This window comes from Halobacillus litoralis, assembly GCF_009856415.1.
In the GTDB taxonomy this organism is placed as follows: Bacteria; Bacillota; Bacilli; order Bacillales; family Halobacillaceae; genus Halobacillus; species Halobacillus litoralis_C.
On record NZ_WMEZ01000003.1, the window covers coordinates 355668 to 381887 of the forward strand.

Here is a 26220-nt window from a genome sequence, read left to right on the forward strand (position 1 = left end):
TCGGCTGTTTTGCTGACAAATAATAATATACTACGGAACAAAAAAAGTGTCAATGAAATTTTAAGAGTTTTTTAAGGTTATGTAAAAACACCTTTTTATCCCTGCCCCATTCGGTCATACTAAGGAACGTACACTATTCTAGAAAGTAGGTCTTTCAATGAACAAAGGAAAGGTTTGGATCAATCTCAGAGACAGTTTCTGGTTTCTCCCCACAATCTACAGTATCCTTTCAATCCTTGCTGTGGCGATAACCGCCCTCATCGATCAGTGGGTTATTTCAGAATATAAAAACAACATCCCCGCTCTCTTTTTAACGAAGTCATCGGTTGCGCAAACGTTATATGGCTCGATGGTGACTTCGATCTTAACGATGACAACGATTAGTTTTTCGACCATTATGGTTGTATTGACAACGTACACGACACAATTTTCACCTAGAACCCTTCAGGATTTCATGAAAAGTCGTGTGACTCAACATGTGCTGGGCGTATTTTCTTTTGGCTTTATTTTTTCTCTCATTAACCTGTTTCTATTAGGAAAAGAACCGGGATTAGGGTTGGTCAGTCCTCTCTTCACGGTCATCGTGTCCATTATTTGTTTAGCCTTTTTCATATTGTTCATTCACCATTCTTCTCGTTTCCTTAAAGTGAATAACTTAATTGGCGCCATTAGAAAAAGCACCTCAAACCTCATTGCAAAAACATTTGAAGAAAAAAATTATCAAACGGCTACCGAATGGGATAACAACAAGCTAAAAACATTAGACCAATCAAAAGCTCAAGTGATCCCAGCCGAGAAATCCGGTTATATTCAAAATGTTCAGTACGGCTCTCTTATTAAGTGGGCAAAAGATCATACACTTATTCTCGAAACAAGTTTTTTGATGGGAGACTATATTCAAAAAGACATGCCCCTCTTTTATTATTGGAAGGATGCCGATAGTGAACTTTCGAGCCCACAGGAATGCACCGCTTATGTGTTAATTGGGAATGAACGGATTGATACACAGGATGTCGAGTTTTCTATACAAAAGCTGGTGGAGATTGCAGTTAGAGCCATCTCCCCAAGCCTGAACGATCCCCATACCGCGACCAACTGCATTAACCGGATTGGATCTCTCCTTATAAAGCTGGCTTCGGTGTATGAGCCGATCCGATACTACATTGATAATGATGATGAACTGCGTTTAATCGCACAGCCTAAATCCTTTGAAGAATATCTTTATAAAAGCTTTTACCAAATAAAAATATATGGCTATCACGACATATCCGTCATGAATGGTGTCCTTGAAGCATTATATAAAATCGCCACCATGAACGACCAAGCGGTTCAAGAGGATGTTTGGACATTCGGAAAAACAATCATCAATGCAGTAAAAGTGGATGAATTGGATGAACTGGATTTTAAGAGGTTCAATAACGAAGTGGAAAAATTAGTAGAAGCATGTAACAAAGACTTCCGCTTACAAAAGTCTTAGAAGAACAAAGGCTCAGGATTCCCTGAGCCTTTTATTCATTCATCTTGCCATTTGTCCCCAGACCAAAACATCAAGTCTCCCCAGAGCATGAAAAAAGCGAGCATCCATAATGGATGCTCGCTTTTTGATTAGTGATTCCGATTGGGCTCGAACCAACGACCTCCACCCTGTCAAGGTGGCGCTCTCCCAGCTGAGCTACGGAATCGTATGTAAACTTATTAACTTGCTGACAAGGAATAATATACTATTAAAAACGAACAAAGTCAATAGTCTCACAATAAATTATCTTCCCGATACAGAAACACCCCCATACTCATTTCATCTACGAACAACCTAACACCTCAAAATCAGTAAAAGATCATTTTACCTAAAAATCCCACCTATCATCTTTTCAACTTTTTCGACAATTATATGATAAAATGAATAGTGGAACGTTTACACGAAAATTTTAATGGGAAAGCCTAAAAGAACTTTCCATGCTGTGAGGAGGTGGTCGGAAAATGGGTAGAGACGGATCCATGACAGAATATACCATTGATAGTCAATACTTACAGGAGACAATGCTACTTAGGGTGTACACCCCGAAGAATTTCTCTCCATTATACAAATACCATTTCTGTATCATGCAGGATGGAAACGATTATTACTCGATGGGGCGTGCGGCCACATTGAGTGATAAACTCCATAAGGAAGAAAAGATCGAGAACACCATATTCATCGGCATTCATTATAATGACAAATATGATCGTCAGGATAAATACCATCCAGACGGAAAGAAACAAGGGGAATACGTCAATTTCCTCATTCGTGAAGTTGTCCCTTTCCTTGATGATGAATTTCCTGGTTACTGCATGGGACGAGGGCGTACGCTTGTCGGTGACTCTTTAGCAGGTACACTCGCGTTGATGACAGCGGTCAAATTCCCGAATATCTTCGGTAATGTCATTATGCAAAGTCCTTATGTGGATGAACATGTGAAAGAAGTCGTGCAATCGACCAAAGATTTTTCTTCGTTGACCATTTATCATACGATTGGTTTGGAAGAAACAGATGTGGAAACGACAGAAGGAGCAAGAAAGAATTTTCTTGAACCTAACCGTGAACTTCGGGAATTTCTGAATCGGCAGCCGCTTGCCTATACGTACCATGAATTAGATGGTGATCATACATGGGGCACATGGCAGAAGGATTTTGAACGTGCTTTATTGAAGATGTTTGGTAAGGAATAGCGATATAGAAGGAAACAGGAGGGTTAGTCCAATGAGATACGGAATAGCAGTTTTTCCATCAAAAAAAGTACAGGATGTGGCGAATTCATACCGCAAGCGGTACGATCCCCATTATGCGTTGATCCCCCCACATATTACGATGAAAGAAGCGTTTGAAGCAGAAGAGGAAGAAATTGAGAACAAAATCATTCCTGAGTTAAGCGAAATCGCTAAAAACACGCAGCCTTTTTCGTATGGTGTTTATAAAGTGAGCTCTTTCTCACCAGTCACAAATACGATCTATCTTAAAATTGAACCGTCTGATGAAATCTTTGAATTGAATGACAAGCTTCATGCAGGAGAACTGCCAGAGGAGAAAGATTTTGCTTTTGTCCCACATATTACAATTGCCCAAAAACTTTCGGATGAAGAATTCTCTGATGTATATGGCAGCCTGCGCATGCTGAAATTCGACTTGAATGATAAAGTCGACCGCTTCCAGTTGCTTTATCAGCTCGAAAATGGGGCATGGAGTGTCTATGAAACATTCCGTCTTGGCAAAGGGTGATGCTCCGTGGACATCGTGAAGGTTAGAAATAAGCAGCAAAAAGACGACGCTTTCTACGTGAGACGCGTCGTCTTTGTAGATGAACAACAGGTTCCGTTGGAAATAGAAATAGATGAATTTGATGATACCGCCATCCACTTTGTTGGATATGAAGAGAAACAGCCGGTCGCCGCTTCCCGATTACGCTTTGTTCATGGATTTGGAAAACTTGAACGGATTTGTGTCACGAAGGAAAACCGCGGCCGGTCATACGGTAAACAGATCATCAAGTCGATGGAAGATGTCATCCGTGATTATGCATTTGATAAAGCCAAATTGAATGCCCAGACCCATGCAGAGGTGTTCTATGAATCTCTTGGGTATGTGACCATTTCAGACCCATTCATGGATGCTGGCATCCCGCACGTTACGATGGTCAAAAAGCTATAAAACGATGATAAAAGAAACTCCGGGAATCCGGAGTTTTTTCGTTTATCCTAAGGTCCTTTTGTCTAGAATGAAACGTATAGGCTACAGATAAGGGTCGTGAAACGCTATGGAGTACTTACAAATTACTTTGGAAACACTTTTTGGTTTTGCTGCACTTTTTGTTATGACAAAAGTGCTTGGAAAAACACAAATCACCCAAATTACCGCATTCGACTTCATCTCTGCTCTTGTCCTTGGCGAACTAGTCGGTAATGCTTTATACGATAAAGAAGTCGGAATTCTTGATGTCGGCTTTGCCATCTTGTTATGGACTATTCTCATCTTCACCACGGAAGTGATTACCCAAAAGTTTAAAGGGACACGTAAGGTATTGGAAGGAAGTCCTTCCCTCGTCATATATAAAGGAAAGATCGATCGTAATCAACTTAAGAAGAATAAGCTGGATCTTAATCAACTGCAGCATTTGTTACGTTCGAAGGATGTTTTCTCGATCCAGGAAGTCCAATATGCGGTCCTTGAGACTGACGGAACCATTTCTGTCCTGAAAGCTTCTCAGTATCAAAATGTCACTCGTGACGACATGAACTTAGCCCCTCAACCTGTCCCTCTCCCCCGTACTATCATCAGTGATGGGGAGGTCATCTGGGACAATCTCAAAGAAGCAGGTTTTGATGAGAAGTGGCTGAATGACCAACTGAGAGCACAAAGTTTTAACGGTCCTGCTGAAGTCATGTACGCCGAACATAAAGAAGGCAATCCGGACTTATTCGTTATTGGTCTGTAATATAAAAACTCCACGTGTTATTCATGATGCGGTCCTCCACGAGGCCCGCTTTTTTTAATCCGATCAAATAGGCTGTGACCGAAGTTCTGAATAACAACCATTGGGAGAGGCCTTGAGCTTCAACATTGTATTGTTCACACATAGCCCTGACGATGACTTCGTGCGCCACCGGACCTTCTTCAGCAAGGTATTGATGCAGCCATGCGGACAGCTGTTCATGGTAATCCATGTTATTTTGTATCGTTAAGTTAGGAGATGCCTCAAATTTACCATGGCCGGGAACCGCCCCACTGCATGGGATTTGAGAGAGGCGGTCCAAACTGTCCAACGTCAAACTGACGTCTGTCAGAAACGGAATCTTATGTTTCCTTAGTGTCTCCACACTAAAGTAACTGTCAGCTGCATAGAGAATGCCATTGATTTTCAAGGCTGTCTGATGATAACTATGACCAGGCAGATGGTAAGCTTCCGCGCTTATAGAGCCGAATCGCACCTCCCCCTCTTCAACAATGTCATCAACCCTCACAGAAGGTCCTTCTAAAAATTTGTTATGTAACTCTGGCAGCGGGTCATTCCCTCCGAATAAATAAAGGGGCTCCAGTCCAGGATTTCTCAAGATGGCTTCTTCGAACACAGGTGCAACTGTATGTACATCGTAATTCTCCTGAACAAAACGAGCCCCTCCATAATGATCAGAGTGGGCATGGGTAATAAAAAGGTGCGTCAAGGGGAGCTCTCTTTTCTCAAGCTCCTTGAGCACCTTTTTAACGGATGAAGCATCAATTCCTGCATCGATGAGTAACCCATCCGTCCCTTGATGTACGTATCCAATATTGACAGAACTATGATAGTAATAACAACATTCATCCACCTGTTGAAAAGACATATCCACGACTCCTTTAGCTTTTTCATACAGTTTCGCTAAAGTACCGTCCTTTTCCTGTTATGTTAGAAAGAATCTTCTCTGAATCGCTTCTATGAATCGAAGGATGGACGCTGTTCACAGCATGGGTATTCTTTGTTACATGGATCGATGTTCCAAGATGGTCTGCCACATGATCTTGCCCATGGGGGTGATTGTGCTTCATTTTACTATCCAACGTGGTTTTGAAAACTTTTTCAAGGACAAAAGGTGAACGTTCATGCTGGGTCGTCCTGATTTGATAATCCTGATACTGATAATGATTCACAGGCAGAATGTATCCCATATCGACGCCTCCTTAGCTTATCTATACCCTTATTTCCTACTCAAAGAAACGTTCCATCTTCCCCATCTGTTTCGTCAAAAACTTTTCCATGTCTGTCATCCGCTTGGAGAAACGACGATCCCATGCCTGAAAATCCTTTTCCCACTCGCTGAATTTCTTTTCAGGCTGTTTGATAATTCCATTCATTTTCGACGTTTCCTCATCAATTTCCTTTAATACTTCAAACAACGTCTTTTCCTTTTTATCTGTCATTGTCGATCGACCCACGTATAAATGATGGATTGCAATCCGGCAAGAGCCAGAAGCAGGACCAACCACTCTCCATACGGAACTATTATATAGAAGAAAAGCATGATGAAAGCAGACCACACACCCACACACCATTGACAACTCAAACCTTCACCGATAAAACCCTTTGGTTCCACCCATTCTTCTGCGACGCCCTGCTCGTTTTGTATGACCTTGACGTCAATAAAAGGCCTCCTGAACCATTCCATGATGTAGTCTCTGACAATGAGACGAGTCAGACGGAAAGTAGCAAGTGCCAGCAATACAATCTCCATCACACTTAACATCATTCTTCTTCTCTCCCATGAAGAAAAAGCCACTACGTTCCTTGTAGTGGCTCATTCTTTATTTAATTAAAACCAGCGAAATCCCCCACGGCGATCGGAAGATTCATCCTCATGACGGCGGTTTCTTGAACTGCTTTCATCTCTTGCCTCTTCTTCTCTACGTCGTCTCGGTCCGCCGAAAAATGGATCGACACGATCGTCTCTACCATGACGGTCATGACGGTCATCACGCTGGGGCTCGATGACGACATTATCCGCTTTGATGACAAGGTCCTTCACATGGATGACCTTCTTTTTATCAGACATTCCATTCACTCCTTATTCGAATTCACTTCTAATCTATGGTGTTTGCCCCTATTGGGTATAGTCTCCTGCCCATGAAGGCCAAAAAAATTACGGATTAAGAGAAAAGAGACAAATGCCCACACCGACACGGACACATTTCATATTCTAGTAAAGACAATACGTCAATGCGTATGGAAAGGGGAAATTAGAAAATGAGCTGTGGAAAAAGACACGATTCAGGTTCATGTGTGATTGATATCCTGAAAGATATCGTCGACGCACAGAATGACGTTATGCACGATTGCACGACAAGCTGTGAGCGTTCAATCGCAGACCTTTTAGGTGACACTGGTGGAGGTTCAGGCTTCGACACGGTTCCTGTCATCCTTTACTGTAAAGATGGATGCACACCTTTTAAAGGCTACGGTTCAAAACGAAGTGGCGACGAATGCGAAGTGAAAGGAAGCTTCTTCTTCAGAGTTAAATCTGTAGATGACGATGGTTGTGCCATCCTTGAACTTCTTTTTGCTGACCGCTGGCATGATGACGACGATGATGAGGTTGAAGGCACTCGCCGTCACCACAAAGGATTCGATCCAAAATCACCGGCTGATCAAAGCTGCAGAAACCTTCGCGCTTCCGGCATCTGCATCACAGTGGACTTGAACTGCTTCTGCCACGTAACATGTCTTCCGGCAGCAGCAACTCTATAAGATTCATAAAAAACCGCGCAACCGATGCGCGGTTTTTTTCATAAGATTACTAAAACCCTAAAAGTCTTATATCTTTAATGGCATCAAAAGCAATTTCACGCTGAAATGGCCGTTGAAAAACTTTCATGTGTACGACACCATCTACATAATCCGTAATGTACCCCCGATAGTTTTCTTCCTCTGTCGATACTTCGCATTTCATTTTCGGTACGTGGGGGGAAAGATTGAAGAAATATAAAACTTTTTCTTCCAGAGACATGTCATGAAATCGTTGCCTTCGATCCCGAGGCGCATCCTTCTCCACCTTTTCTTCTGTACTTACAGTTGATCGATCTTCATTCCTCTCTTCTCCACTCGCCTCAAGCTCTTCAGATTTGTTCAATTTGGCCAGCTCTTGACGGTGAGGGGAATTCTGTCTGCGCATCCGTATTTCACGCTCATTCGATGGAGCTTCTGCCGGCGGCTGTTCTGTCTTCTCTTCTGCTTTAGAAGGTCGTTGACTTCGAAAGCTTGTTTGCATGGGAACTTCTGCTGGTTTCAAGCCCTTGGGCTGGACGATATAAAGCATCGGTTGCTTAGCAAGTCGCTTTTCATCTGCCATCAAGATCTCTCCTTTTCCATTCGGTCATCATTTTATATATATGCCCAAGTTGCAGACCATGTTCACTTTTGTCCTCATTTGACAAAACCTCTCATAATTTTACACAAATTTAACAGAACCACGGTGATTCTCTTATCTTACGATTGTTATGGTAAGTATAGACCACTGATTAGGAGTGTTTTCATGAGCCTTGCTCAGCAACGAGAATGCAAGTCATCAGATGATGTACTCGCTTCATACATGAATAAGGACAAACTTTATATCCATTATCAACCGATTGTCGATCTCCATAAAGAAAGCGTCATTGGTTATGAAGCGCTGACAAGATTTCCTCCCAGTGCTTATTTCAAAAGCCCAGTCGAACTCTTTCAGTTTGCCGATCAGACGAACCGGTTATTTCAACTTGAGAAACACACACGCGAGCTTGCCATCGACTCCATCATCCCCCATTTACAGGAGAGACAACAATTGTGGGTGAACTTAACACCGAATGTCATTCATGACGATTCTTTCACCCCAGGATTCACCCATACCATTTTAAAGAATACAGGATTGAATCCCGATCAGATCGTTTTTGAAATTACGGAGCACTCCGCTATTTCTGACTATCAAAGCTTCCGAAAGCTTCTGGAACATTATAGGAAACAAGGGTTCAAAGTGGCGATTGATGATGTCGGTGCAGGTTATTCCTCCCTGCAAATGATATCTGAATTAAAACCAGATTATATGAAAATCGATCGTTCATTGATTACCCACATCAATCAATTCCGTGAAAAACAATACATGGTGGAGGCTTTGCAACAGATCGGAAAGAAGTTAGGATCAGGGATTATTGCTGAAGGTGTGGAAACCGATGGAGAGTGTCTTCATTTGATTCAAATGGGGATCTCCCTTATGCAAGGGTATTATTTTGCAAAGCCTGATTATCCTCCTCCCCCGCTTCCAAAGTCCATTTCTGAACAAGTAAAGCTGCAAGGATATAGCCAAATGTTTCCTTTAAAAATTGACGAGCGTACCACATTTTCTGAGCTGATGACATGGATTTCAACATATATGGGAAGCTACGATAATTACTTCGCATTGATCCAAGGAAAAGGAGTGCTTCCATTAACGGAAGTGGTTCGATTTGTGGTCTCCCATAGTACAAAAACGAAAGAAACCGTATGGTCACACCTTCGCTCCTGGTTCACATGACAAAACCCCGTTTCTACTCAAAGTAGAAACGGGGTTTTGAGGTTGAATTAATATGCGACAATGCTGAATCCAGAATCCACGTGAATGACTTCTCCGGTCACGCCGCGGGATAGATCACTCATCAGATAATACCCGGTGTCACCAACTTCTTCCTGAGTTACAGGACGACCCAGTGGAGCGCGTTCCTCAATCACTTTAAGAATTTGATTGAAATCACCGACCCCTTTAGCAGAAAGTGTACGGATCGGACCAGCGGAAATGGCATTCACCCGAATGTTATGTTTACCAAGGTCGTTCGCTAAGTATTTAACGCTAGCATCCAGGCTCGCTTTCGCTACGCCCATGACGTTATAATTTTTCACCACTTGTTCTCCACCGAGATAAGTCAATGTTACGATACTTCCTCCATCAGCCATCAACGGCTGAGCTGCACGTGCAACCGCAGTTAGAGAATAAGAGCTGATGTTGTGAGCGGTAAGGAAACCATCGCGGCTAGTATTCAAGAACTCATCTTTTAATTCTTCACGATTTGCGAATGCGATACAGTGCGCAAGGCCGTGAATTGTCCCTACATCTTTGCCGATTTGTTCGAATGTCTGGATGATTGCTTCATCGTCTGTCACGTCACACTCATAAACGAGTGACTCCTCGCCACCTTCTAGCGTATCAGCAAGGTCCTGGACCGACTTTTTGAAGCGCTCTGAGGCAACTGTGAAAATCAAACGCGCTCCAGCAGAGTGAAGCGAGCGGGCAATCCCCCAGGCAATGCTTCGTTTGTTTGCCACTCCCATGACGACATACGTACGTCCTTCTAATGAAAAGTTCATATTGAATACCCTCCTTGAGGTAGTAGGATCTAAATTAGTATTTGTTATTAGTACCTGCTCCTATTTTAAACCATAAACTTTTGAAAAACAAACCTCCCTTTATCCATTCCCTATTTCCACTCACATAAGCCCATTCCCTATCCAAAAATAGGATATGAATAATTCGTGTTATTCAATATAATGGCACGTTTGTGTAAGACTTGATTTCGAGACTTTGGTTGAATGGACGGGGCTGCGGGGAATGGCTCGCTTTCCGCGGGAGCGCGTTGAGCCTCCTCGGACTGCGTCCTGTGGGGTCTCACCAAGCACTCTGTTCCCGCAGGAGTCTCCCCATTCCCCTCCGCCCCTTTGCCATAGCAGTGTCTCGAAACCACCTCTGGAAACCGGTCATTTCCAACTTGATGGAGGTGATTCGTTTAAGAACCCGGGTCAGGTATTTGGATTCTAATGCTAGTTATAGAGCTCTTCCTATTTGCACGCTAGGGGCTGTGGAAGAAAGTCCTTCTTGGTGAAGGAGTTCGTTTCTTACCTGTATGGAATGGGGTGGTTGGGAAGTGGCGAGACTCCCGTGGGAGAAGGAGATAGACGAGATCCCCCAGGACGCAGTCCGAGGAAGCTCGGCGCTCCCCCACAGGAAAGCGAGTTGCTTCCCTACCACCCCTGACTGCCTATATAGCAAACGAACCCCGGTTATGTTGAAACTAAGTCTTCCACATAGGGAACTATAGTGGAGAAACGTTAAATAAAAAAACCGCTCCTTCTCTTGATGAGAAGGAGCGGTTGAGGGTTAACACCATTCACAATATTCCAGTTCCATTTTCAGTTCTTCTACATACTCATGAGAACCTGTAACGATCAGGCGGTCACCCATTTTCAACTCGGTATCTCCGTGAGGGACGATGGAATCTTTTCCGCGGAAGATTCTGACCATAATGACATCTCCAGTGAAAGGAAATTCACGAAGGTGGATGCCGTTATAGACCGAATTGTTCATGTTGATTTGATAGAGCGCACTATCTTGTTTCGTTAAGATATCTACAACATTCGGTGCTTCAATCATCGCTTTTAGGAGCGCTTTTGAAGACAAGAACACGGAGAACACATTGATATTGAGATCTTTCATTTCCTGAGATAGATCTGGAGACTCTACTCGGACAATGATCCGTTCTACCCCTTGTTCTTTTGCAAAGCGGGCAATCTCAGCATTTCGTTCTTCGTCACCCGTAGAAGCAACAATCAAGTCTACCTCGAAGACTCCGAGTTCCTTCATCTTTTCAACATCGTAGCCATCTAACTCTTTAATATCAAAGCAATTACGGCTGATACGCTCATCAATTTTATCCATTTTTGTGTGGTATAGATGCGTTTCGTATGCATGAATGTCCAGTTCACGAACAACTGGCAAGGTCATGCGGTTGGAACCGATAAAAGATACGACGGTCTTATGGTTTTCATCTTCAAATCGTCCATAAATCTTTTTGAAGACGATGGGTGCCACAAGACATGTCAGGACAGCCACAAGGATCAAGGCACCTTCCATTTGGTCATCGATCATTCCTTCCCGTTTCCCGATGGCCGCCGCTGCAATGACAAGAGAGAGTGTGGAAGTCAGGATAAAACCTGATCCAAAAACGGTTTTCTTGTCATACCACTTACTCAAAATTAAAGCAGGAACAATTTTCGAGACGAGTAAGGCGATAAACAACAGCGGAATCAATATGAGCACTCGGGAATCAGTAAATAGACTCCAGATATCAATTTCTACACCAACCATTACGAAGAAGATTGGAATTAAGAAACCATAACCAAAACTGTCCAAACGCTTCACCATCTCAGGGTTAGGAGACAGCAAGGAAACGAGAGTACCTGCTAAGAAAGCACCTAGGATGTTCTCTGCTCCTACCGTTTCAGACAAAGCGACTAGAAGAAGGATGAGCGTGAACACAGCACGCGTATCGATCTGGATGGTCCCTTTGGCCATCGTCTCCACAAACGATTGATGACGAAACTTTTTGCCGATGTAATAGAAAAGAACACCTGCTGCAAAAAGTAGGAGCAGTAACCATGTGTTTCCACCACTCTCTCCGTAAATGGATACGAAGACAGCCAGCAGAATCATGGTGACGAGATCAGCAATGACCGCGATAAGGAGAATGGTCTGACCAATCGTTGTCTTCATCATCTGTGCATCCTTCAATGTCGGCACGACCACACCTAGTGATATTGTGGAAATGATCAGCGTCATCAAGAATGCATTATCAATGAAACCTGCCCAAACAAACATGTAAGAAAGGGCTAAGGAGATGACGAAGATCCCTATGAAGACGATGGTCGCGACCCATACTGGATTCGGAGCACCTGTCCCTTGGTTTTCGGGCTTCGCTTTCTTTTTTCTACTTGCAAAAATAGAGAAATCAATTTCTAATCCACTGAGGAACATCAAGAAAATGAACCCTAATGTAGACAGGATCTCTAACCAGCTTCCTTGCTCTACAATATCAAATCCACTTTGACCGATGATTAGTCCTACTATGATTTCTGCTACTACAACCGGAATGATATTCAATTTAAAGCGGTGTAGTAAGATGGGAGTTATGAATGCTGCGATAATTACAATAACTAGAGAAGTTACTGATGCACCATGTTCCATACTCGCCCTCCTTCCTTAAATCAATAAATTCATGAAAGCTGTCGCGAGTCCAAAATAAATCAAGATGGAGATCAAGTCATTCACCGTTGTAATGAATGGACCTGAGGCAACAGCAGGGTCGATCTTTAAACGATGCATAAGAAGGGGAACGAGGGAGCCAGCCAATGTTGCTACAACCAAGGTCATAAAGATGGACAATCCGACTAATACGCCTAAAAAGAAGTTTTCATGCCATATATATACAATGAGAGTGATCAATACACCACAAGAAAGCCCAGTGATTATACCGGTCCCTGCTTCTCTCATCATCATTTTCCATTTCCCTTGCTTTTCTATTTCCCCGGTAGCAATACCGCGGACGGCAACGGCTAGTGCCTGCGTTCCTGTATTTCCCGCCATTCCGGCAATCAGCGGAATAAATATAGCGAGGATAGCTACTTGATCCAAGGTGTCCTCAAAACGCCCGATGAGACTTGCTGTCAGACTTCCCAAAAAGAGTAGAATGACAAGCCAGGGTAAACGCTTTTTGGCTGAAGCAAAAGCATTATCATCAGGGCTGTCAACGTCAGAGACGGCAGCAAGTTTAGAATAATCATCACTTGCTTCTTCTTCCATGACGTCCATAATGTCATCGACGGTGATGATTCCAAGGAGATGGTCCTGGAAATCAACGACCGGTAACGCAAGAAAGTCGTAGTCGCGCACCATACGTGCCACTTCTTCCTGGTCTTCGCCGACTGAGACCGATACCACTCGTTCATTCATAACGTCAGATATCAGCCATTCTTCTTCTGATATAATCAAATCCCTCAACGAAATAACACCGACGAGCCGTTTATCTTCATTAATGACATATGTGTAATAAATCGTCTCGGCGTCCGGGGCTTCTGTTCTCAGATGAACCATCGCTTCTTTGATCGTCATACCGGCTTTAACAACAACGAATTCTGTTGTCATGATGGAACCAGCGGTTTTCTCTTCATAATGAAGCAGGTCTTTGATTTCGTCAGCTGCATCATCATCCATGATCGTCAAGAAACTCGCCACTTTATCTTTATCTAATTCGTTTAAAATATCAACGGCATCATCCGTCGACATTTCAGCGAAGACTTGCGCAGCAAAGGTTGGATCCATTTCAGTAAAGAAGGGTTCGATCTCATCATAATCGATGTGCTCCATGACATCTGCAACCTCTTCTGGAGAGAGGTAGGTGTAGATTTGCATCCGTACTTCTTTATCCAAACCTTCAAAAATCCGGGCCTGGTCATATGGATGTAATTCCAGAAACTCTGCACGGAACTGGTCGATATGATCATTGAACAAGGCATCTTTAATATTCGTCCAAACTTCTTGGCGCTCCTGGTCATCTAAGTGTTCCATAAGCAACCCTCCCCAGTGTCTATTTCGTTTTTGACCGTTTAATCTTAATGGCGATACACCTGTTTGTCAACGGAAGTAACTCAATTTTCAATAGCCAAATTCTTTACATAAATGTAGTTTAACAGAAGAAATCCAGGTTAGGGAATAAACACCCTGTATGTTTAGTATTTCGAAGGCTTGGGAAAAATATCTTCCATATATAGGACAGCACTTAAGAATCAAGACAATCATTGAAGACAAAAGGAGAATGACCATGAACTACGACATAATCGGGGACGTCCACGGCTGCTTCGATGAGTTAAAACAATTATTTAGTGAACTCGGCTACGAATGGAGCGAAGGCCTCCCGCACCACCCAGACGGACGAACTCCCGTATTCGTCGGTGATATCACTGACCGCGGACCCGCTTCCATTGCGTGCATTTCCTTCGTCTATCGTTTAGTTACCGAAAAAGGAGCGCATTATGTCCCGGGAAATCATTGCAATAAATTGTATCGCTTTTTTCTAGGAAATCCTGTCAAGGAAAAGCATGGATTGGAGACTACCGCTGCGGAATTCCGCACCCTGTCTAAAGTAGAACAGAAGGAAGTTAAACAACAATTTATGCACTTGTATGAGCAATCCCCTCTGCACTTGATTTTGAAAGATGTTGATGCTGTTGTTGCTCATGCGGGCATTCGTGAGGAAGATATCGGTCATAAAAGTAAAAGCATCGAAACGTTCGTTCTCTACGGAGACATTACTGGTGAAAAGCTTCCGGATGGTCGTCCCGTCAGACGAGACTGGGCCCAGCATTACACAGGGGATCGATGGATCGTCTATGGACATACCCCAGTCCGTGAACCCCGTTTTGTCAACAAAACCGTTAACATAGATACAGGATGTGTGTTCGGAGGCAAGCTGACCGCTTTCCGCCTGCCTGAAGAAGATATCGTCAGTGTGCCATCGAGTATGCCTTTCGTTGAAGAAAAGTTTAGATATTAAAAAGCAGGAGCACCCGAGGCTCCTGCTTTTTTATAGACCGTCCAACCGAATACATGCTCCTCAAGCAAATTCATCCCAAAGTTTTGGTGGTTCTGATGTAAAGGTCATCTTTTTCTTTGTCCAAGGATGGATGAAATGAAGCCGTTCACAATGCAAGGCTTGACCTTCCACTCCTTCCACTTTGTTTCCACCATATAACGTGTCTCCAGCTAAAGGGTACCCCCTGTATGCCATATGGACACGAATTTGATGTGTCCGACCGGTGAGAAGTTTAAAGCGGATCCGGGAGCAATGTTTCTTTGATTGAATCAGATAGTACTGAGTTTTTGAAGGCTTTCCCACTGGTGATACAACTCTTCGAATGATGGAATCTTCTGCTCGGCCGATTGGCTCATCTATGAGACCTTCTTTTTCTCGAAATTCCCCTTCGACTATTGCTACGTATTGTCGTGAAATGAAGTCCAATCTCTTAGTAAGAAGGCTATGACTGTATGCGTGTTTAGCAATCAACATTAATCCAGAAGTATCTCTGTCCAGCCTTGTGACAATATGAGCCGTACAAGGATACTTTCTTTTTTCATATTCAAAAAGCAAGTAACTTGCAATCGAAGGCTCTTTTTGGTCAAAAGGAGGAACCACTGGGATGCCTGCCGGCTTGTTGAGGACCATGACGTCATCATCCTCAAATACGACTGGTAAAATCCCCTGCTGAGGAAAGATCGCCCCTTTTTCTTCTTTAGGAAAAAGGATGGCGACTTCATCCCCGCGCTCTAATGGACGCCACATTTCCTCCTGGGACCCATTCACATATACTGCACCGTCCATACGAACCTTCTTGAGCAATTGCCGGGAAAACTCCCCTGCATGTAATAAAAATTCACGAATGGAATAACCGGCGTAAGCCTCTGTCACCCGCCACCTCTTTGTCACATCAGTCTGAGTAGTCATCAGCTACAAAGGAGTCGTGGACACGTTTCCAGAAAGGGAATGGACGGAACCTTGCAAACCTTACTTTTTCTTCAGCTACGCGGCATTGGATCGATTTTACGTCTTTATAAGTACGAGTGATATGATCGATGGTGAAAAGAAAACTGCGGTCATGCTTCGGCTTGAACATGCACGTATGATGACTAGGTAAAATTAATGGAGACCCTATCGTACGGAACACACGGTTATTGATTGAAGCCATTTCAGCAATTTGGAAGGCTTCAAGAGACGGGTGCAGAATCGCTCCTCCCAGTGCTTTATTATAGGCGGTACTCCCGGATGGTGTAGACACGCACAGCCCGTCGCCACGAAACGTCTCAAAATGGTCGCCTTTAATTTCGATATCCATAACCACCGAACCTTCTGACGTCTTGATCGTACATTCATTCAGGGCAAGATAGCGATCCTCTTCTCCTCCGCTTTTCGGGCGTATGGTCACTTCAAGGAGTGGGTACTCGACGACCTGAAACGGCGTCTTCGCAATCTCAATGATCAGCTTTTCTAATTCTTCCGGCATCCAGTCCGCATAAAAGCCGAGGTGCCCGGTATGTATCCCTATAAAAGCTGTCTTATCCAATCGGTGGACATACGTATGGAAAGCTTCCAGCAATGTACCATCCCCACCGACAGAAATGGCAAGATCGGGTTCATCTTCATCGTATTCCAACTTGAACTCCGTTAGGTAGTTCTTAATTTTCGAACGGATTTCGTTCGATTTTTGATCACCTTTAGAAAGGATCGAGAACTTCATGGGTCCACCCACTCCTTTAAGATTTTCTAGGGTTCTTTTTCTGTTCTTCTTTTCTTAAAAACGCCCGTTGAGCTTCTTGGATCTCGCTTTTTATTTTTGACATTTCTTCATCGAGCAGAAAGGCAGCTTCACCGGCACGTTTAAGACGTGATTTGATTTCTGATGGTATTTTCCCCGAATATTTATAATTTAATGAGTGTTCATTGGTGGCCCAAAAGTTCATAGCAAGGGTACGGATCTGAATTTCGGCCAATACCTTTTTCTCTCCATGAATGGTTTCCACCGGGTAACGAATAATGACGTGGAATGACCTATACCCACTATCCTTTTTCCTTGAAACGTAATCTTTCTCTTCTACAATTTCAAAATCATGCCGGTTCCGAAGCATGGTAGCAACCGCATAAATGTCATCAACGAATTGGCAAACTACTCTCACCCCAGCTATATCCTGGAGTTCTTCTTCGATGTTTTCAGGATTAATGGCTTTTCGCCTTGCCTTTTCAATTATGCTTGATTTCGGCTTCACTCGCCCGGTTACAAATTCAATAGGAGATTGTTCCTCCTCATATTCGAATTGCCGGCGCATGCCTTTTAATTTAATTTTTAACTCTTCCACTACTTGTGCATAAGGTGCTATAAATATATCCCAATTCATCAAGCAACCACCTTTATGTATCCAATCTTCATAGTAAATATGTGCGTTTTGTTCATCATTCATTGTATCATAAAGTTAGCCTGCAGAATAAGCAGAGCGCCTGACATTATACTACGATCAGGAGGTCTTAACCATGGCACAGGAAATTGAAATCGAGTTTAAAAACTTATTAACAGAAGACGAATATGAAAAGGTTTATCATTTTTTACCATTCAAATCAGTTGAACTCATGGAGCAAACCAATTATTATTTTGAAACAGAAGACCTAAATCTTAAGCAGCAAGGAGCTGCTTTGAGAATCCGTCAAAAAAGTGGTCAATGGACATTGACGTTGAAGCAACCACATGCAGAAGGTCTGCTTGAAACACATGATTCGCTTACAGAAGAAGAAGCAAATCTTTGGATTCAAAACAAAATGACAGAAAAGCCTCACGTATCCAGACAACTGGATGACCTTGGTATTTCCTTTAAAGATCTCCACTATCTCGGTTCTCTAACAACGAGACGAAAAGAATTGGCCTACAAGGAGGCAACCGTTGTTCTTGACCACAGCCTTTATTACGACAAGGAAGATTATGAGCTGGAAGTAGAGGCCAGTTCAAAAAAGACCGGAAAAAAAGTGATCGACGAAATCCTGCATGCATGCAATATTCCGAACCGTGAGACAGATAATAAGATCAAACGTTTCTACGACAGAAAGCAACTGCAATCAGAATAGTTGCCGTTCTCTAGCCCTCATTGCTAAAATGATGAACAGACAGGAAGGGATGCTATGCAACAACGAGAAACGTTTTTTGAGGAAATAGGAAAAGAAAAAATCGACGAGCTTGTTGAAGCTTTTTATAAACGTGTAAGGGAGCACCCGGATTTAATTCCCATTTTCCCGGACGACCTTACAGAAACCATACGAAAACAGAAGCAATTTTTAACCCAGTTTTTCGGCGGCCCCCCACTCTATGTTGAGGAACACGGCCACCCTATGCTACGGGCACGACATTTGCCTTTTAAAATTACGCCTACAAGAAGAGATGCGTGGTTATCCTGCATGTCCGGCGCAATGAATGAGGTAGATATACAAGAACCTCATCGTTCTTTTATGGTTGAAAGGCTTACGATGACTGCAAACCATATGATGAATTCACCAGAAGATGAGAAAGGAGAATCGATGTGAGTTGGAAAAGTTTAAACAGTGACCGTGATCCAACAGGTACAGCGAGCGGTTTTTTCGATTTACTGAAAAGACCGATTGAGATCTATGTATTCATTGATCCCCTATGCCCTGAATGCTGGTCACTGGAACCCTTCCTCAAAAAGCTCACGATCGAATACGGACGCTTCTTTACTCTCCGGCCGATCATCAGCGGGAAGCTATCCTCTTTACACCAGAATAAAATGAAAAAGCCTGAAAACTTAAAAGAGGCGTGGGACAAGACAGGTTCTCGGACAGGTATGTGCTGTGACGGGGATGTATGGCTTGAAAACCCTGTATCCTCCCCGTTCGCCACGGCTCTTGCTGTAAAAGCGGCTGAATTACAAGGAAAAAAAGCTGGAATGCGCTTCTTACGTAAAGTACAGGAATATGTTTTCTTGGAAAAACAAAACATTTCAGACGAATCGGTGTTAATCGAATGTGCTGAAAAGTCCCGCCTAGATGTTTCTGAATTCAAAAAAGACCTTCACGGAGATGCTGCAAGAAGAGCTTTGCAGTGTGACTTGAAGTTAGCTCATGAAATGGATGTGGATTCCACTCCTACCATTGTCGTCTTTAACGAATCAGAAGAAGATGCTGGTTTGAAAATCACAGGATTATACACGTACGAGGTTTATGTGAAAGTGTTGAAAGAAATGCTACAAAAAGATCCAAAGCCAGGAATAAAACCAGCTTTGGAGGATTTCTTGCAACACTATCGCTTCGTCGCTAACAAAGAGATTGCCGTTGTGTATGACTGGACAGAACAAGAAGCCAAACGGGAAATGAAGAAGCTTGTACTCAAGCAAAAAGTGCGCGAAATTCCCGTTAAGCATGGGGCTTTTTGGCAATATATCGAAACTTGATCAAACTCCCGGAGACGGGAGTTTTTTCTATGTCTAGGAGTCATGGGCATCCATTCTTCCCCATAAACTGGACCATGGAGGTGTGTGTGGAGATGAAGATTTGGGTAGTCCTTCTGTTCGTAATTAGTATGATATTTCTCGCTGCTTTCCACTTGTTCGCACTCATGAATTTATATCCGATCTACATCAGTTCCCCCTTACTGTTGATTGCGATTTACTTGATTGTATCCATACCATCCCACAAAAAAACATTTAGAGGCTTTAAATAAGGAAACCCACAGAACCTTTTCTTCTGTGGGTTTATCTGTGTTATTTTCTTAAAAGCTGTTCCATTTCATTTAATTTTTCCTCAAACACATCCAAAGCTGATAAAATCGGATCTTTCGACGTCATATCAACTCCGGCCTGCTTTAAAACCTCAATCGGATAATCACTGCTACCCGCCTTCAGGAAATTCTTGTAGCGCTCAACCGCCGGCTCCCCTTCTTCAAGGATTTGTCCTGCTAATGCCTGTGCTGCTGCATAGCCGGTAGAGTACTGGTACACATAATATCCCATATAGAAATGCGGGATACGCGCCCACTCAAGACCGATTTTCTCATCAATGACAATGTTATCACCGAAGTATTTCTTATTGAGATCATAATAAATTTCTGTCAGTTTTTCAGCGGTCAGGGCTTCGCCATTCTGGGCTTGCATGTGAATTTCATGTTCAAATTCTGCAAACATCGTCTGGCGAAAAACCGTCCCACGGAAGCCTTCCAAAAAGTTGTTCAATAAATAAAGCTTCTCTTTTTCACTGTTGGTTTTCTTAATTATATAATCATTGAGAAGCGCTTCATTACATGTAGAGGCTACCTCTGCCACGAAAATGGAGTAATTGCCATAACGATAAGGCTGGTTTTTATGTGTATAATAACTATGAAGAGAATGCCCGAGCTCATGAGCTAAGGTGAATAAGTTGTTTACATTATCCTGCCAGTTCATGAGAATATACGGGTTCGTTCCATAGTGGCCGGATGAATAAGCACCGCTTCGTTTCCCTTTATTCTCTTCTACGTCAATCCAGCGATTTTCAAACCCCTCTTTGACGATATTGACATACTCTTCACCCAATGGTTCCAAGCCTTTGGTAACCAACTCCTGAGCTTCATCATACGAAATTTCCATCTCAGCATCTTTCACAAGTGGGGTGTACAAGTCATACATATGAACTTCATCAAGGTCGAGCACTTCTTTTCGAAGCTCGGCATAGCGATGCAAGAGAGGTAATCTCTCGTTCACTGCTTCCAACAGGTTATCATAAACCGACTCCGGAATATTATTGCTGTCTAGTTTCGCCTGTCGTGCCCGGTCATACTTCCTTACAGAGGCGTTGAAGTTATTCTTCTTCACATGTCCACCGAGTGTTGAGGCAAATGTGTTCTTGAACGATCCGAACGTATCATACATCGCATCAAATGCAGATTTCCTCACTTCCCGATCATCGGACTTCAGAAAATTGATATAGCGCCCGTGGGTTAGATCAACCTCTTCTCCTTTTTCATTTTTGATCGTCGGAAAAGTGAGATCCGCATTGTTTAACGCGCCGAATGTTTGTGAAGGATTGGCACCAATCTCAGAGAAACCAGCCAACAATTTCTCTTCTTTCTCACTCAATACATGCGCCCGTTGACGTGTGATTTCATCGAGTGTATGTTCATAGAGCTCCAAGGGTTCATAAGATTCAATAAAGCTTTTTACTTTCCCCTCAGGAAGAGCTAGAATCTCCGGAACGATGAAACTCATAACCGAGGCGATCTTCGTATATAAGTTTTCAGCCTTAGCATTCATCTCCTGATAATGAGCATTCGTTGTATCCTGGTCATTTCTCATGTGGGCATACGTGTACAACAAGCCAATTTTATGAGAAATTTTATCTTGAAAGGAAAGAAGCTCATACAGCTGTTCCGCTGATTCCCCAAGTTTACCCTGGTATTTTTCTAATTCAGGAAGCAACTCCTTTGCTTCTTCTAATTCTTTATACCATTCTTCATCAGTTGCAAACATGGCTTCCAGATCCCATGTTTTTTCAACAGGTATTTCTTCTCTTTTTGGTAACTCTTTCGCAGACGACATCCAACTTCCTCCTTCAAAATAATTCGTCACCCTAAAAATTTCTCGATTGAGGTGCAAATCCCTTCTTAAATATTAATTCTTTGCAAATTTCTCAACTGTTCCAACGTCCTACGGTCATCTTCTAGAGCATCCTCTACTCGTTTGTGGAAGGGGACCTGTTTGCTCTTGATATAATTATTCTTCCCTGTTTTTTCTATGATATTTAATTGAGTAAGTAGGTCTAAATATTGTTGACTTAAATGAGGGACATATCCGTTGGGAGTTGAAGGGAGATTCAAGAAGGGAAATTCAATGAAGGAACCTATCGGAAGGTGGAAAAAATGATCGAGGAAAAGACGAGTCTGCCATATATACGGCCTCATCCCAGCCTGAACTTGGCCAGGAACAGGTAAATAACAAATGCTCGGGATCAACGAGAAGTGATAACCCCTTAAGTAAAGATACTGACGATATTGCCGTTCTTCAGAACTTACCTGGCTCTGATAAACGGTCCGGTTTTTATACCATAATCTTTCCACTTCTTTGATAAAATGATCTTCAATGTGACTACATGATATAGAGGAGAATAATTGGCTAAAACTCAGATTCGTTATGGTCGTAGAGAACCTATTGGCAAAGACTCGACGCCCACCTGCGGATTTTGCATTGGAAAGCACACAGATTGTATTTTTGGAAGCATGGAAGAAATATAAGTGATAATCATCATTTAAGTAATAGAGGAAAGCACGAGTAAAATCACTGAGAGAACAATGATTGGAGATAGAGGAAGGGAGATGTTTCTCACCAAGAATCCAGAGAGGGAAAATTCCTGCATCCCGGTAGGAGGATGTTCGTTTATTGATTTCACGCTTGGAGATAGAAGCACATTGATACTCAATTGCAATTATCTTTTCATTGACCATTAAAAATAAGTCGGGTCGTTGTCTAATTTCGGGCAAGTAGTGCTCCAGGTGAACGTCATACCCTTGATTTTTCAACCATGTAAACAACCGCCATTTCCCCCGATCATGCTCGAGAGTCTCCCCTCCTTTTATCTCCGTACAATTGCTTTTGGGAAAATGGGAAAAGTGAGGAACCGTCCTTGGACCCGATCGTATTTGCAACATTTCATGACAAACAGGACAAAAATAAGGGGTCTTCCTTGCCTGATTTATTTCTGCTTGCCTCAGCTGATACAAAGATTGTAATTCTCCATTTGTATCCAAAGCATACAACACTGACTAATCACCTCCTATATCCTTTTTATTCGACACATGTCCCCATTAATCCTGCTTATCATGCCGGACCTCCAACTCAAATATGTAAGTCTGACGGAACTGATTCTTCATGTTTTAAGATTCTAATTGGAAATATATAGGTGGGTTATAATACAAAAAAAATAAGCACACGTGGTTGTGTGCTCGTCGAATTAATCGACAGGGAAATATTCTTTTACGGATTCTAATGCCTTCTCGTTGAATATCGTCTTTCCATACTCCTCCAACCTGTGAATCGTAAGGGATGACTCATATCCGTATTCCATAAGTTGACTCAACACATTTTCTTGGTCATCATCACTCATATTTTCATCATTGAATTGAATATATAAATAGTAACGATCTTCAAAATGGAATAAGCGCTGCTCCATGGAATCAGCCGGTAATACATAGTGGCTCAGTTGGATCACATCTTCAAAATCATTGAACTTGAGTGTGAACGTCAGTGGTTCATCTGACTCCTCCTGATCCTCTTCATAATCATTGCTTTGATCATAGTCTTCAGAAGAATGGAATTTATCATCAAGCAGTGATTCCAGTTTTTCATCCACTGGAACATCAATTGCCTTACCGTCCTCATTCGGAAGTTCAAGCTTTTGGCCATCCTGGGATACTTGGGCCTTAGTCACGATCACTTCTAGTCCTTTGTCCATTGCCTGGACCTGAATCCACAATGGCCCATCGGCCTGGAAGTTTTCCTGATCGTTCACTTCATCCATCATTTCCCAAAAAAGCTGTTCACTGCGTTCTCGGTTATACCAGATTTCTTCTCTGTCAAAACCTCTTTGTTCTACATCTTGATATGTTACGTAAAATTTAACGGTATTTTCATTAATGCGTTCAATTTCCATACGTTTCTCTCCCTTCTTGTCATGTTTTAAGGGGGAAGGGAACACTCACCCTTGCGTCGCTTATAAAACCTTACCCGCTAGGCCAAAGCTTCAACCGTCATGATGTGTAGAATGTAAGGGTTGATGTACTTCTATTGTATGACAGCAAAGGCTGTTTGGAAAACAAAATGCTCGATTTCAGCATATAACCATTTGTGTCATGAATAAACATGGAAATAGGCCCTCATTCGGTTGATTGACTTTATATTTTAGCTTATTCCCTTAGGTTTGTCACTACATAGCAGGAGGATTTTTCAATGAACTGGGACTTGCTTGAACCATTACTAATCATTATCAGTATTGATATCATTCTTGGCGGTGATAATGCCGTAGTCATAGCGCTGGCCAGCCGCAATTTACCCCCTGAGCAAAGAAACAAAGCGATTCTTCTCGGGACAGGCTTAGCCATCGCTGCCAGAGTCCTTTTGACTATGGTTGCTCTTTATCTTCTCCAAATCCCTTTCCTTCAATTAATCGGAGGATTGCTTCTCTTTTATATTGCCATGAAACTGCTAACTGATACAGAAGATACCGACCACATTAAAGCAGGTGACAGCCTGGCTGCTGCTGTAAAAACCATTGTCTTTGCAGATATCGTAATGGGCTTTGATAATGTACTTGCCATAGCTGGAGCTTCTCACAACAACATTGTTCTCGTCATCATCGGGCTTCTTGTATCCGTCCCTATCATTGTTTGGGGAAGTCGAATTATCCTCGTGCTCATGGACAAGTTTCCACTCCTCATTTATTTCGGAGCTGGAATTTTGAGCTACACAGCTGCAGAGATGGTCATGGAAGACCGCTACATCCTCCAGTATATGGAGGATTACCCACTCATCCATCAGTGGTTTGCAGTGGTAATGGTTATTGCAGTCGTTACTCTAGGTTATTTTTCAAACAAAAGAAAAGGCACGGCAGTCTAACAAAAAAACACCCATTTTCTGAGGGAGAAAAGGGTAATAAAAAAAGCTGTGAGGATAAAATCACCTTCACAGCTTTTTCATTTATTAATTGACTAAGCGTTGTGCTTCTTTCAATTGGAATGTGCGTACACTTCGAGGTAAGAAACGTCGAATTTCATCTTCGTTATAACCTACCTGCAGTCGTTTGTCATCCAAAATAATTGGGCGACGTAACAAACCAGGGTTCTCCTGAATCAAGTCAAAAAGATCTTGCATCGGCAGCTGATCGAAATCCACCTTCAGTTTTTGGAATACTTTTGAGCGTGTAGAGATGATTTCTTCCGTTCCATCCTCCGTCATACGAAGAATTTCCTTGATCTCATCCAACGTTAGTGGCTCAGAAAAGATGTTTCGTTCAGTGTAAGGAATATCGTGCTCTTCCAGCCATGCTTTAGCTTTTCGACATGATGTACAACTTGGTGAGGTATAAAGTGTAACCATACAGAAACTTCACTCCTCAATATTTTATGGTAGAACTTTAATTGCTTATTTAATTTGTAATCAATATAATCTAACCATGATTCTACTATAACACACCTGTCAAGTTTCATCTATAAAAACACGAACATATGTTACAGAAAGCAATTATGAATCGTTTCCATGTACTTATACCACGTTATAAATAAGGTTAAACATCTTTCTTATAGAAAATATGGAGAGGTTCTATTTTCAACTAAAAGCCATCCATTGAAAATACCCACCTTAATGAACGGTGGGTATTTAAGTAATCAGTTTTTTGTTTTATCCAGTTCTTTTAAGATGTTTTCCATATCACGATCTTCATCATGAGTCAGAACTTCATCCACAGGCTGATAGGACTTTCCGTAGAATTCTTTATCCTTATACGTATGAATTTCTGTGTACATTTCTTTCATCTGCTCATAGATTTGTTCTTCCGATGCATCTTCTGGAGACCAGTAAAGGATTTCCATCTGATTGAGTTCGTCTGTAACAACGGAACGTCTTGTGTAACCGATGGATTTTGCATGTTTGAATCCTTCACGCTGATAAAAGCGGAGTCTTGCTTCGGTATCCGAATCCTCATAATCGACAGGTTCAACTTCAAGGATAATCGGCTTCCCTTTCGCTTTCATTTTTTCGATGAGTTTATGACCAAGTCCTTGACCACGCGAAGCAGTGGAAACGTATACATAGTCGATAAAAAGAAAAGAATCGAATTCCGCGTACATAAGGACGTGGTTTTCTCCTTCATCTTTGTAGTACACATTACTTTTTTCTTTCAATAATGCTTCCATGTGTTCTTTCGATTTCATTTCCTCTACTGGGAAATACTCGTTCAACTTCTCATACCAATTCATTGATCTACTCCCTTATCATTAGTCATCTTCTATTATACCGAATAATCATTCAGTTGTTAAATGCTATTCTATACACATTTCTTTGCATTTGTAGAGTCAGCTGTGTATAGAATGTGGAGGTTTCCATTAAGATATGCTCTATTTATCCATTTCCTAAAATGGCCCCGAAAAAACATCCCCTCCCTCTCTCTCACCTTTTATAATTCCAGATAAGCTCCCTATTCTTGAAGACTCAGCTTCGAGATGTTTATTGAGTGGATGGGGGCTGCGGGGATTAGCTCGCTTTCCGCGGGAGCGCGGTGAGCCTCCTCGGACTGCGTCCTGTGGGGTCTCACCATGCACT

30 protein-coding genes and 1 tRNA gene are annotated in these 26220 nt (G+C 42.4%); 13 read left to right on the top strand and 18 right to left on the bottom strand.

The annotated features are described in order from the left end of the window. Positions 1 to 157 precede the first annotated feature (157 nt). Positions 158 to 1477 carry a DUF2254 domain-containing protein gene (locus GLV98_RS11525; protein ID WP_160915236.1) on the top strand — a complete coding sequence of 440 codons (1320 nt, stop codon included), beginning with the start codon at positions 158 to 160 and terminating at the stop codon, positions 1475 to 1477. 132 nt (positions 1478 to 1609) lie between these two features. On the opposite strand, the gene GLV98_RS11530 is transcribed toward GLV98_RS11525, so the two are convergent. Further along, positions 1610 to 1682 (bottom strand) — tRNA-Val (locus GLV98_RS11530). 295 nt (positions 1683 to 1977) lie between these two features. On the opposite strand from GLV98_RS11530, the gene GLV98_RS11535 reads away from it, so the two are divergent. The 4 genes from GLV98_RS11535 (at position 1978) to GLV98_RS11550 (ending at position 4466) form a co-directional block, all read left to right on the top strand. Beyond that, entirely contained in the window at positions 1978 to 2706 is a 729-nt protein-coding gene (locus tag GLV98_RS11535; protein ID WP_160915238.1) for an alpha/beta hydrolase, read from the top strand. 31 nt (positions 2707 to 2737) lie between these two features. Next, entirely contained in the window at positions 2738 to 3253 is a 516-nt protein-coding gene (locus tag GLV98_RS11540) for a 2'-5' RNA ligase family protein (protein WP_089653965.1), read from the top strand. A gap of 6 nt (positions 3254 to 3259) precedes the next feature. Continuing rightward, on the top strand, positions 3260 to 3682 hold the full coding sequence (locus tag GLV98_RS11545; protein ID WP_160915241.1) for a GNAT family N-acetyltransferase: 423 nt from the start codon (positions 3260 to 3262) through the stop codon (positions 3680 to 3682). Between the two features lie 106 nt (positions 3683 to 3788). Beyond that, a complete protein-coding gene (locus GLV98_RS11550) occupies positions 3789 to 4466 on the top strand; it encodes a DUF421 domain-containing protein (protein WP_160915243.1) in 678 nt (225 codons plus the stop codon). Here GLV98_RS11550 and GLV98_RS11555 read toward each other — a convergent pair. The 5 genes from GLV98_RS11555 to GLV98_RS11575 form a co-directional block, all read right to left on the bottom strand. Further along, positions 4453 to 5352 (bottom strand): MBL fold metallo-hydrolase, encoded by a 900-nt coding sequence (locus GLV98_RS11555; RefSeq protein ID WP_160915245.1) that lies wholly within the window; start codon positions 5350 to 5352, stop codon positions 4453 to 4455. The genes GLV98_RS11550 and GLV98_RS11555 overlap by 14 nt on opposite strands. 22 nt (positions 5353 to 5374) lie before the next feature. Then, entirely contained in the window at positions 5375 to 5674 is a 300-nt protein-coding gene (locus tag GLV98_RS11560; RefSeq protein WP_160915247.1) for a hypothetical protein, read from the bottom strand. A 36-nt stretch (positions 5675 to 5710) separates the two neighbouring features. Next, a complete protein-coding gene (locus tag GLV98_RS11565; RefSeq protein ID WP_160915249.1) occupies positions 5711 to 5926 on the bottom strand; it encodes a hypothetical protein in 216 nt (71 codons plus the stop codon). Further along, positions 5923 to 6252 (bottom strand): DUF1360 domain-containing protein, encoded by a 330-nt coding sequence (locus tag GLV98_RS11570; protein ID WP_237417114.1) that lies wholly within the window; start codon positions 6250 to 6252, stop codon positions 5923 to 5925. Before GLV98_RS11570 ends, GLV98_RS11565 begins: the two co-directional genes overlap by 4 nt. Positions 6253 to 6315: 63 nt before the next feature. Continuing rightward, positions 6316 to 6555, bottom strand: coding sequence for a hypothetical protein (locus GLV98_RS11575; protein WP_160915251.1), 240 nt, complete (start codon positions 6553 to 6555; stop codon positions 6316 to 6318). A gap of 191 nt (positions 6556 to 6746) precedes the next feature. Here GLV98_RS11575 and GLV98_RS11580 point away from each other — a divergent pair, with 191 nt between their 5' ends. Continuing rightward, a complete protein-coding gene (locus GLV98_RS11580; protein ID WP_160915253.1) occupies positions 6747 to 7247 on the top strand; it encodes a CotY/CotZ family spore coat protein in 501 nt (166 codons plus the stop codon). Between the two features lie 49 nt (positions 7248 to 7296). On the opposite strand, the gene GLV98_RS11585 is transcribed toward GLV98_RS11580, so the two are convergent. Continuing rightward, positions 7297 to 7848, bottom strand: a complete 552-nt coding sequence (locus GLV98_RS11585; protein ID WP_160915255.1) for a CotO family spore coat protein — start codon at positions 7846 to 7848, stop codon at positions 7297 to 7299. Between the two features lie 183 nt (positions 7849 to 8031). Between GLV98_RS11585 and GLV98_RS11590 the strand changes: the two genes are divergently transcribed. Next, on the top strand, positions 8032 to 9042 hold the full coding sequence (locus GLV98_RS11590; RefSeq protein ID WP_160915257.1) for an EAL domain-containing protein: 1011 nt from the start codon (positions 8032 to 8034) through the stop codon (positions 9040 to 9042). 47 nt (positions 9043 to 9089) lie between these two features. On the opposite strand, the gene fabI is transcribed toward GLV98_RS11590, so the two are convergent. From fabI to mgtE, 3 genes are all read right to left on the bottom strand, one after another. Continuing rightward, on the bottom strand, positions 9090 to 9869 hold the full coding sequence (gene fabI / locus GLV98_RS11595; RefSeq protein WP_160915259.1) for an enoyl-ACP reductase FabI: 780 nt from the start codon (positions 9867 to 9869) through the stop codon (positions 9090 to 9092). Between the two features lie 787 nt (positions 9870 to 10656). Then, positions 10657 to 12519, bottom strand: coding sequence for a monovalent cation:proton antiporter family protein (locus tag GLV98_RS11600; protein WP_160915261.1), 1863 nt, complete (start codon positions 12517 to 12519; stop codon positions 10657 to 10659). A 15-nt stretch (positions 12520 to 12534) separates the two neighbouring features. Then, on the bottom strand, positions 12535 to 13899 hold the full coding sequence (gene mgtE / locus GLV98_RS11605; RefSeq protein ID WP_160915263.1) for a magnesium transporter: 1365 nt from the start codon (positions 13897 to 13899) through the stop codon (positions 12535 to 12537). Positions 13900 to 14152: 253 nt separating this feature from the next. Here mgtE and prpE point away from each other — a divergent pair, with 253 nt between their 5' ends. Beyond that, positions 14153 to 14884, top strand: coding sequence for a bis(5'-nucleosyl)-tetraphosphatase PrpE (gene prpE / locus GLV98_RS11610; RefSeq protein ID WP_160915265.1), 732 nt, complete (start codon positions 14153 to 14155; stop codon positions 14882 to 14884). A gap of 60 nt (positions 14885 to 14944) precedes the next feature. Here the strand turns inward: prpE and GLV98_RS11615 are convergent, their stop codons facing one another. From GLV98_RS11615 to GLV98_RS11625, 3 genes are read right to left on the bottom strand one after another with little or no spacing between them, the layout of a single operon-like run. Further along, positions 14945 to 15796: an RluA family pseudouridine synthase gene (locus GLV98_RS11615; protein WP_337193746.1), complete on the bottom strand. Its 852-nt coding sequence runs from the start codon at positions 15794 to 15796 to the stop codon at positions 14945 to 14947. A 19-nt stretch (positions 15797 to 15815) separates the two neighbouring features. After that, entirely contained in the window at positions 15816 to 16622 is an 807-nt protein-coding gene (locus GLV98_RS11620) for an NAD kinase (RefSeq protein WP_115824145.1), read from the bottom strand. A gap of 16 nt (positions 16623 to 16638) precedes the next feature. After that, on the bottom strand, positions 16639 to 17277 hold the full coding sequence (locus GLV98_RS11625) for a GTP pyrophosphokinase (RefSeq protein WP_160915359.1): 639 nt from the start codon (positions 17275 to 17277) through the stop codon (positions 16639 to 16641). 133 nt (positions 17278 to 17410) lie between these two features. Here GLV98_RS11625 and GLV98_RS11630 point away from each other — a divergent pair, with 133 nt between their 5' ends. The 4 genes from GLV98_RS11630 (at position 17411) to GLV98_RS20000 (ending at position 19601) form a co-directional block, all read left to right on the top strand. Beyond that, entirely contained in the window at positions 17411 to 17995 is a 585-nt protein-coding gene (locus GLV98_RS11630; protein WP_160915270.1) for a CYTH domain-containing protein, read from the top strand. 54 nt (positions 17996 to 18049) lie between these two features. Beyond that, positions 18050 to 18448 carry a globin gene (locus GLV98_RS11635; protein WP_160915272.1) on the top strand — a complete coding sequence of 133 codons (399 nt, stop codon included), beginning with the start codon at positions 18050 to 18052 and terminating at the stop codon, positions 18446 to 18448. Beyond that, a complete protein-coding gene (locus GLV98_RS11640; protein ID WP_160915274.1) occupies positions 18445 to 19332 on the top strand; it encodes a DsbA family protein in 888 nt (295 codons plus the stop codon). Before GLV98_RS11635 ends, GLV98_RS11640 begins: the two co-directional genes overlap by 4 nt. A gap of 92 nt (positions 19333 to 19424) precedes the next feature. Next, positions 19425 to 19601 (top strand): hypothetical protein, encoded by a 177-nt coding sequence (locus tag GLV98_RS20000; protein WP_202410018.1) that lies wholly within the window; start codon positions 19425 to 19427, stop codon positions 19599 to 19601. 40 nt (positions 19602 to 19641) lie between these two features. Here GLV98_RS20000 and pepF read toward each other — a convergent pair whose 3' ends face one another. From pepF to mecA, 3 genes are all read right to left on the bottom strand, one after another. Then, positions 19642 to 21450 carry an oligoendopeptidase F gene (gene pepF / locus GLV98_RS11645; RefSeq protein WP_160915276.1) on the bottom strand — a complete coding sequence of 603 codons (1809 nt, stop codon included), beginning with the start codon at positions 21448 to 21450 and terminating at the stop codon, positions 19642 to 19644. 65 nt (positions 21451 to 21515) lie between these two features. Further along, the gene (locus GLV98_RS11650; protein ID WP_160915278.1) at positions 21516 to 22667 is read right to left on the bottom strand and encodes a competence protein CoiA family protein; all 1152 of its coding nucleotides are present in this window, start codon (positions 22665 to 22667) and stop codon (positions 21516 to 21518) included. Positions 22668 to 22858: 191 nt separating this feature from the next. Further along, a complete protein-coding gene (gene mecA, locus GLV98_RS11655) occupies positions 22859 to 23557 on the bottom strand; it encodes an adaptor protein MecA (RefSeq protein ID WP_160915280.1) in 699 nt (232 codons plus the stop codon). Between the two features lie 296 nt (positions 23558 to 23853). On the opposite strand from mecA, the gene GLV98_RS11660 reads away from it, so the two are divergent. Next, complete coding sequence (locus GLV98_RS11660) at positions 23854 to 24519, top strand: TerC family protein (protein WP_160915282.1); 666 nt, start codon at positions 23854 to 23856, stop codon at positions 24517 to 24519. An 84-nt stretch (positions 24520 to 24603) separates the two neighbouring features. On the opposite strand, the gene spxA is transcribed toward GLV98_RS11660, so the two are convergent. Next, a complete protein-coding gene (gene spxA, locus GLV98_RS11665) occupies positions 24604 to 24999 on the bottom strand; it encodes a transcriptional regulator SpxA (RefSeq protein ID WP_008638741.1) in 396 nt (131 codons plus the stop codon). Positions 25000 to 25286: 287 nt separating this feature from the next. Beyond that, complete coding sequence (locus tag GLV98_RS11670; protein ID WP_160915284.1) at positions 25287 to 25877, bottom strand: GNAT family N-acetyltransferase; 591 nt, start codon at positions 25875 to 25877, stop codon at positions 25287 to 25289. Between the last annotated feature and the right edge of the window lie 343 nt (positions 25878 to 26220).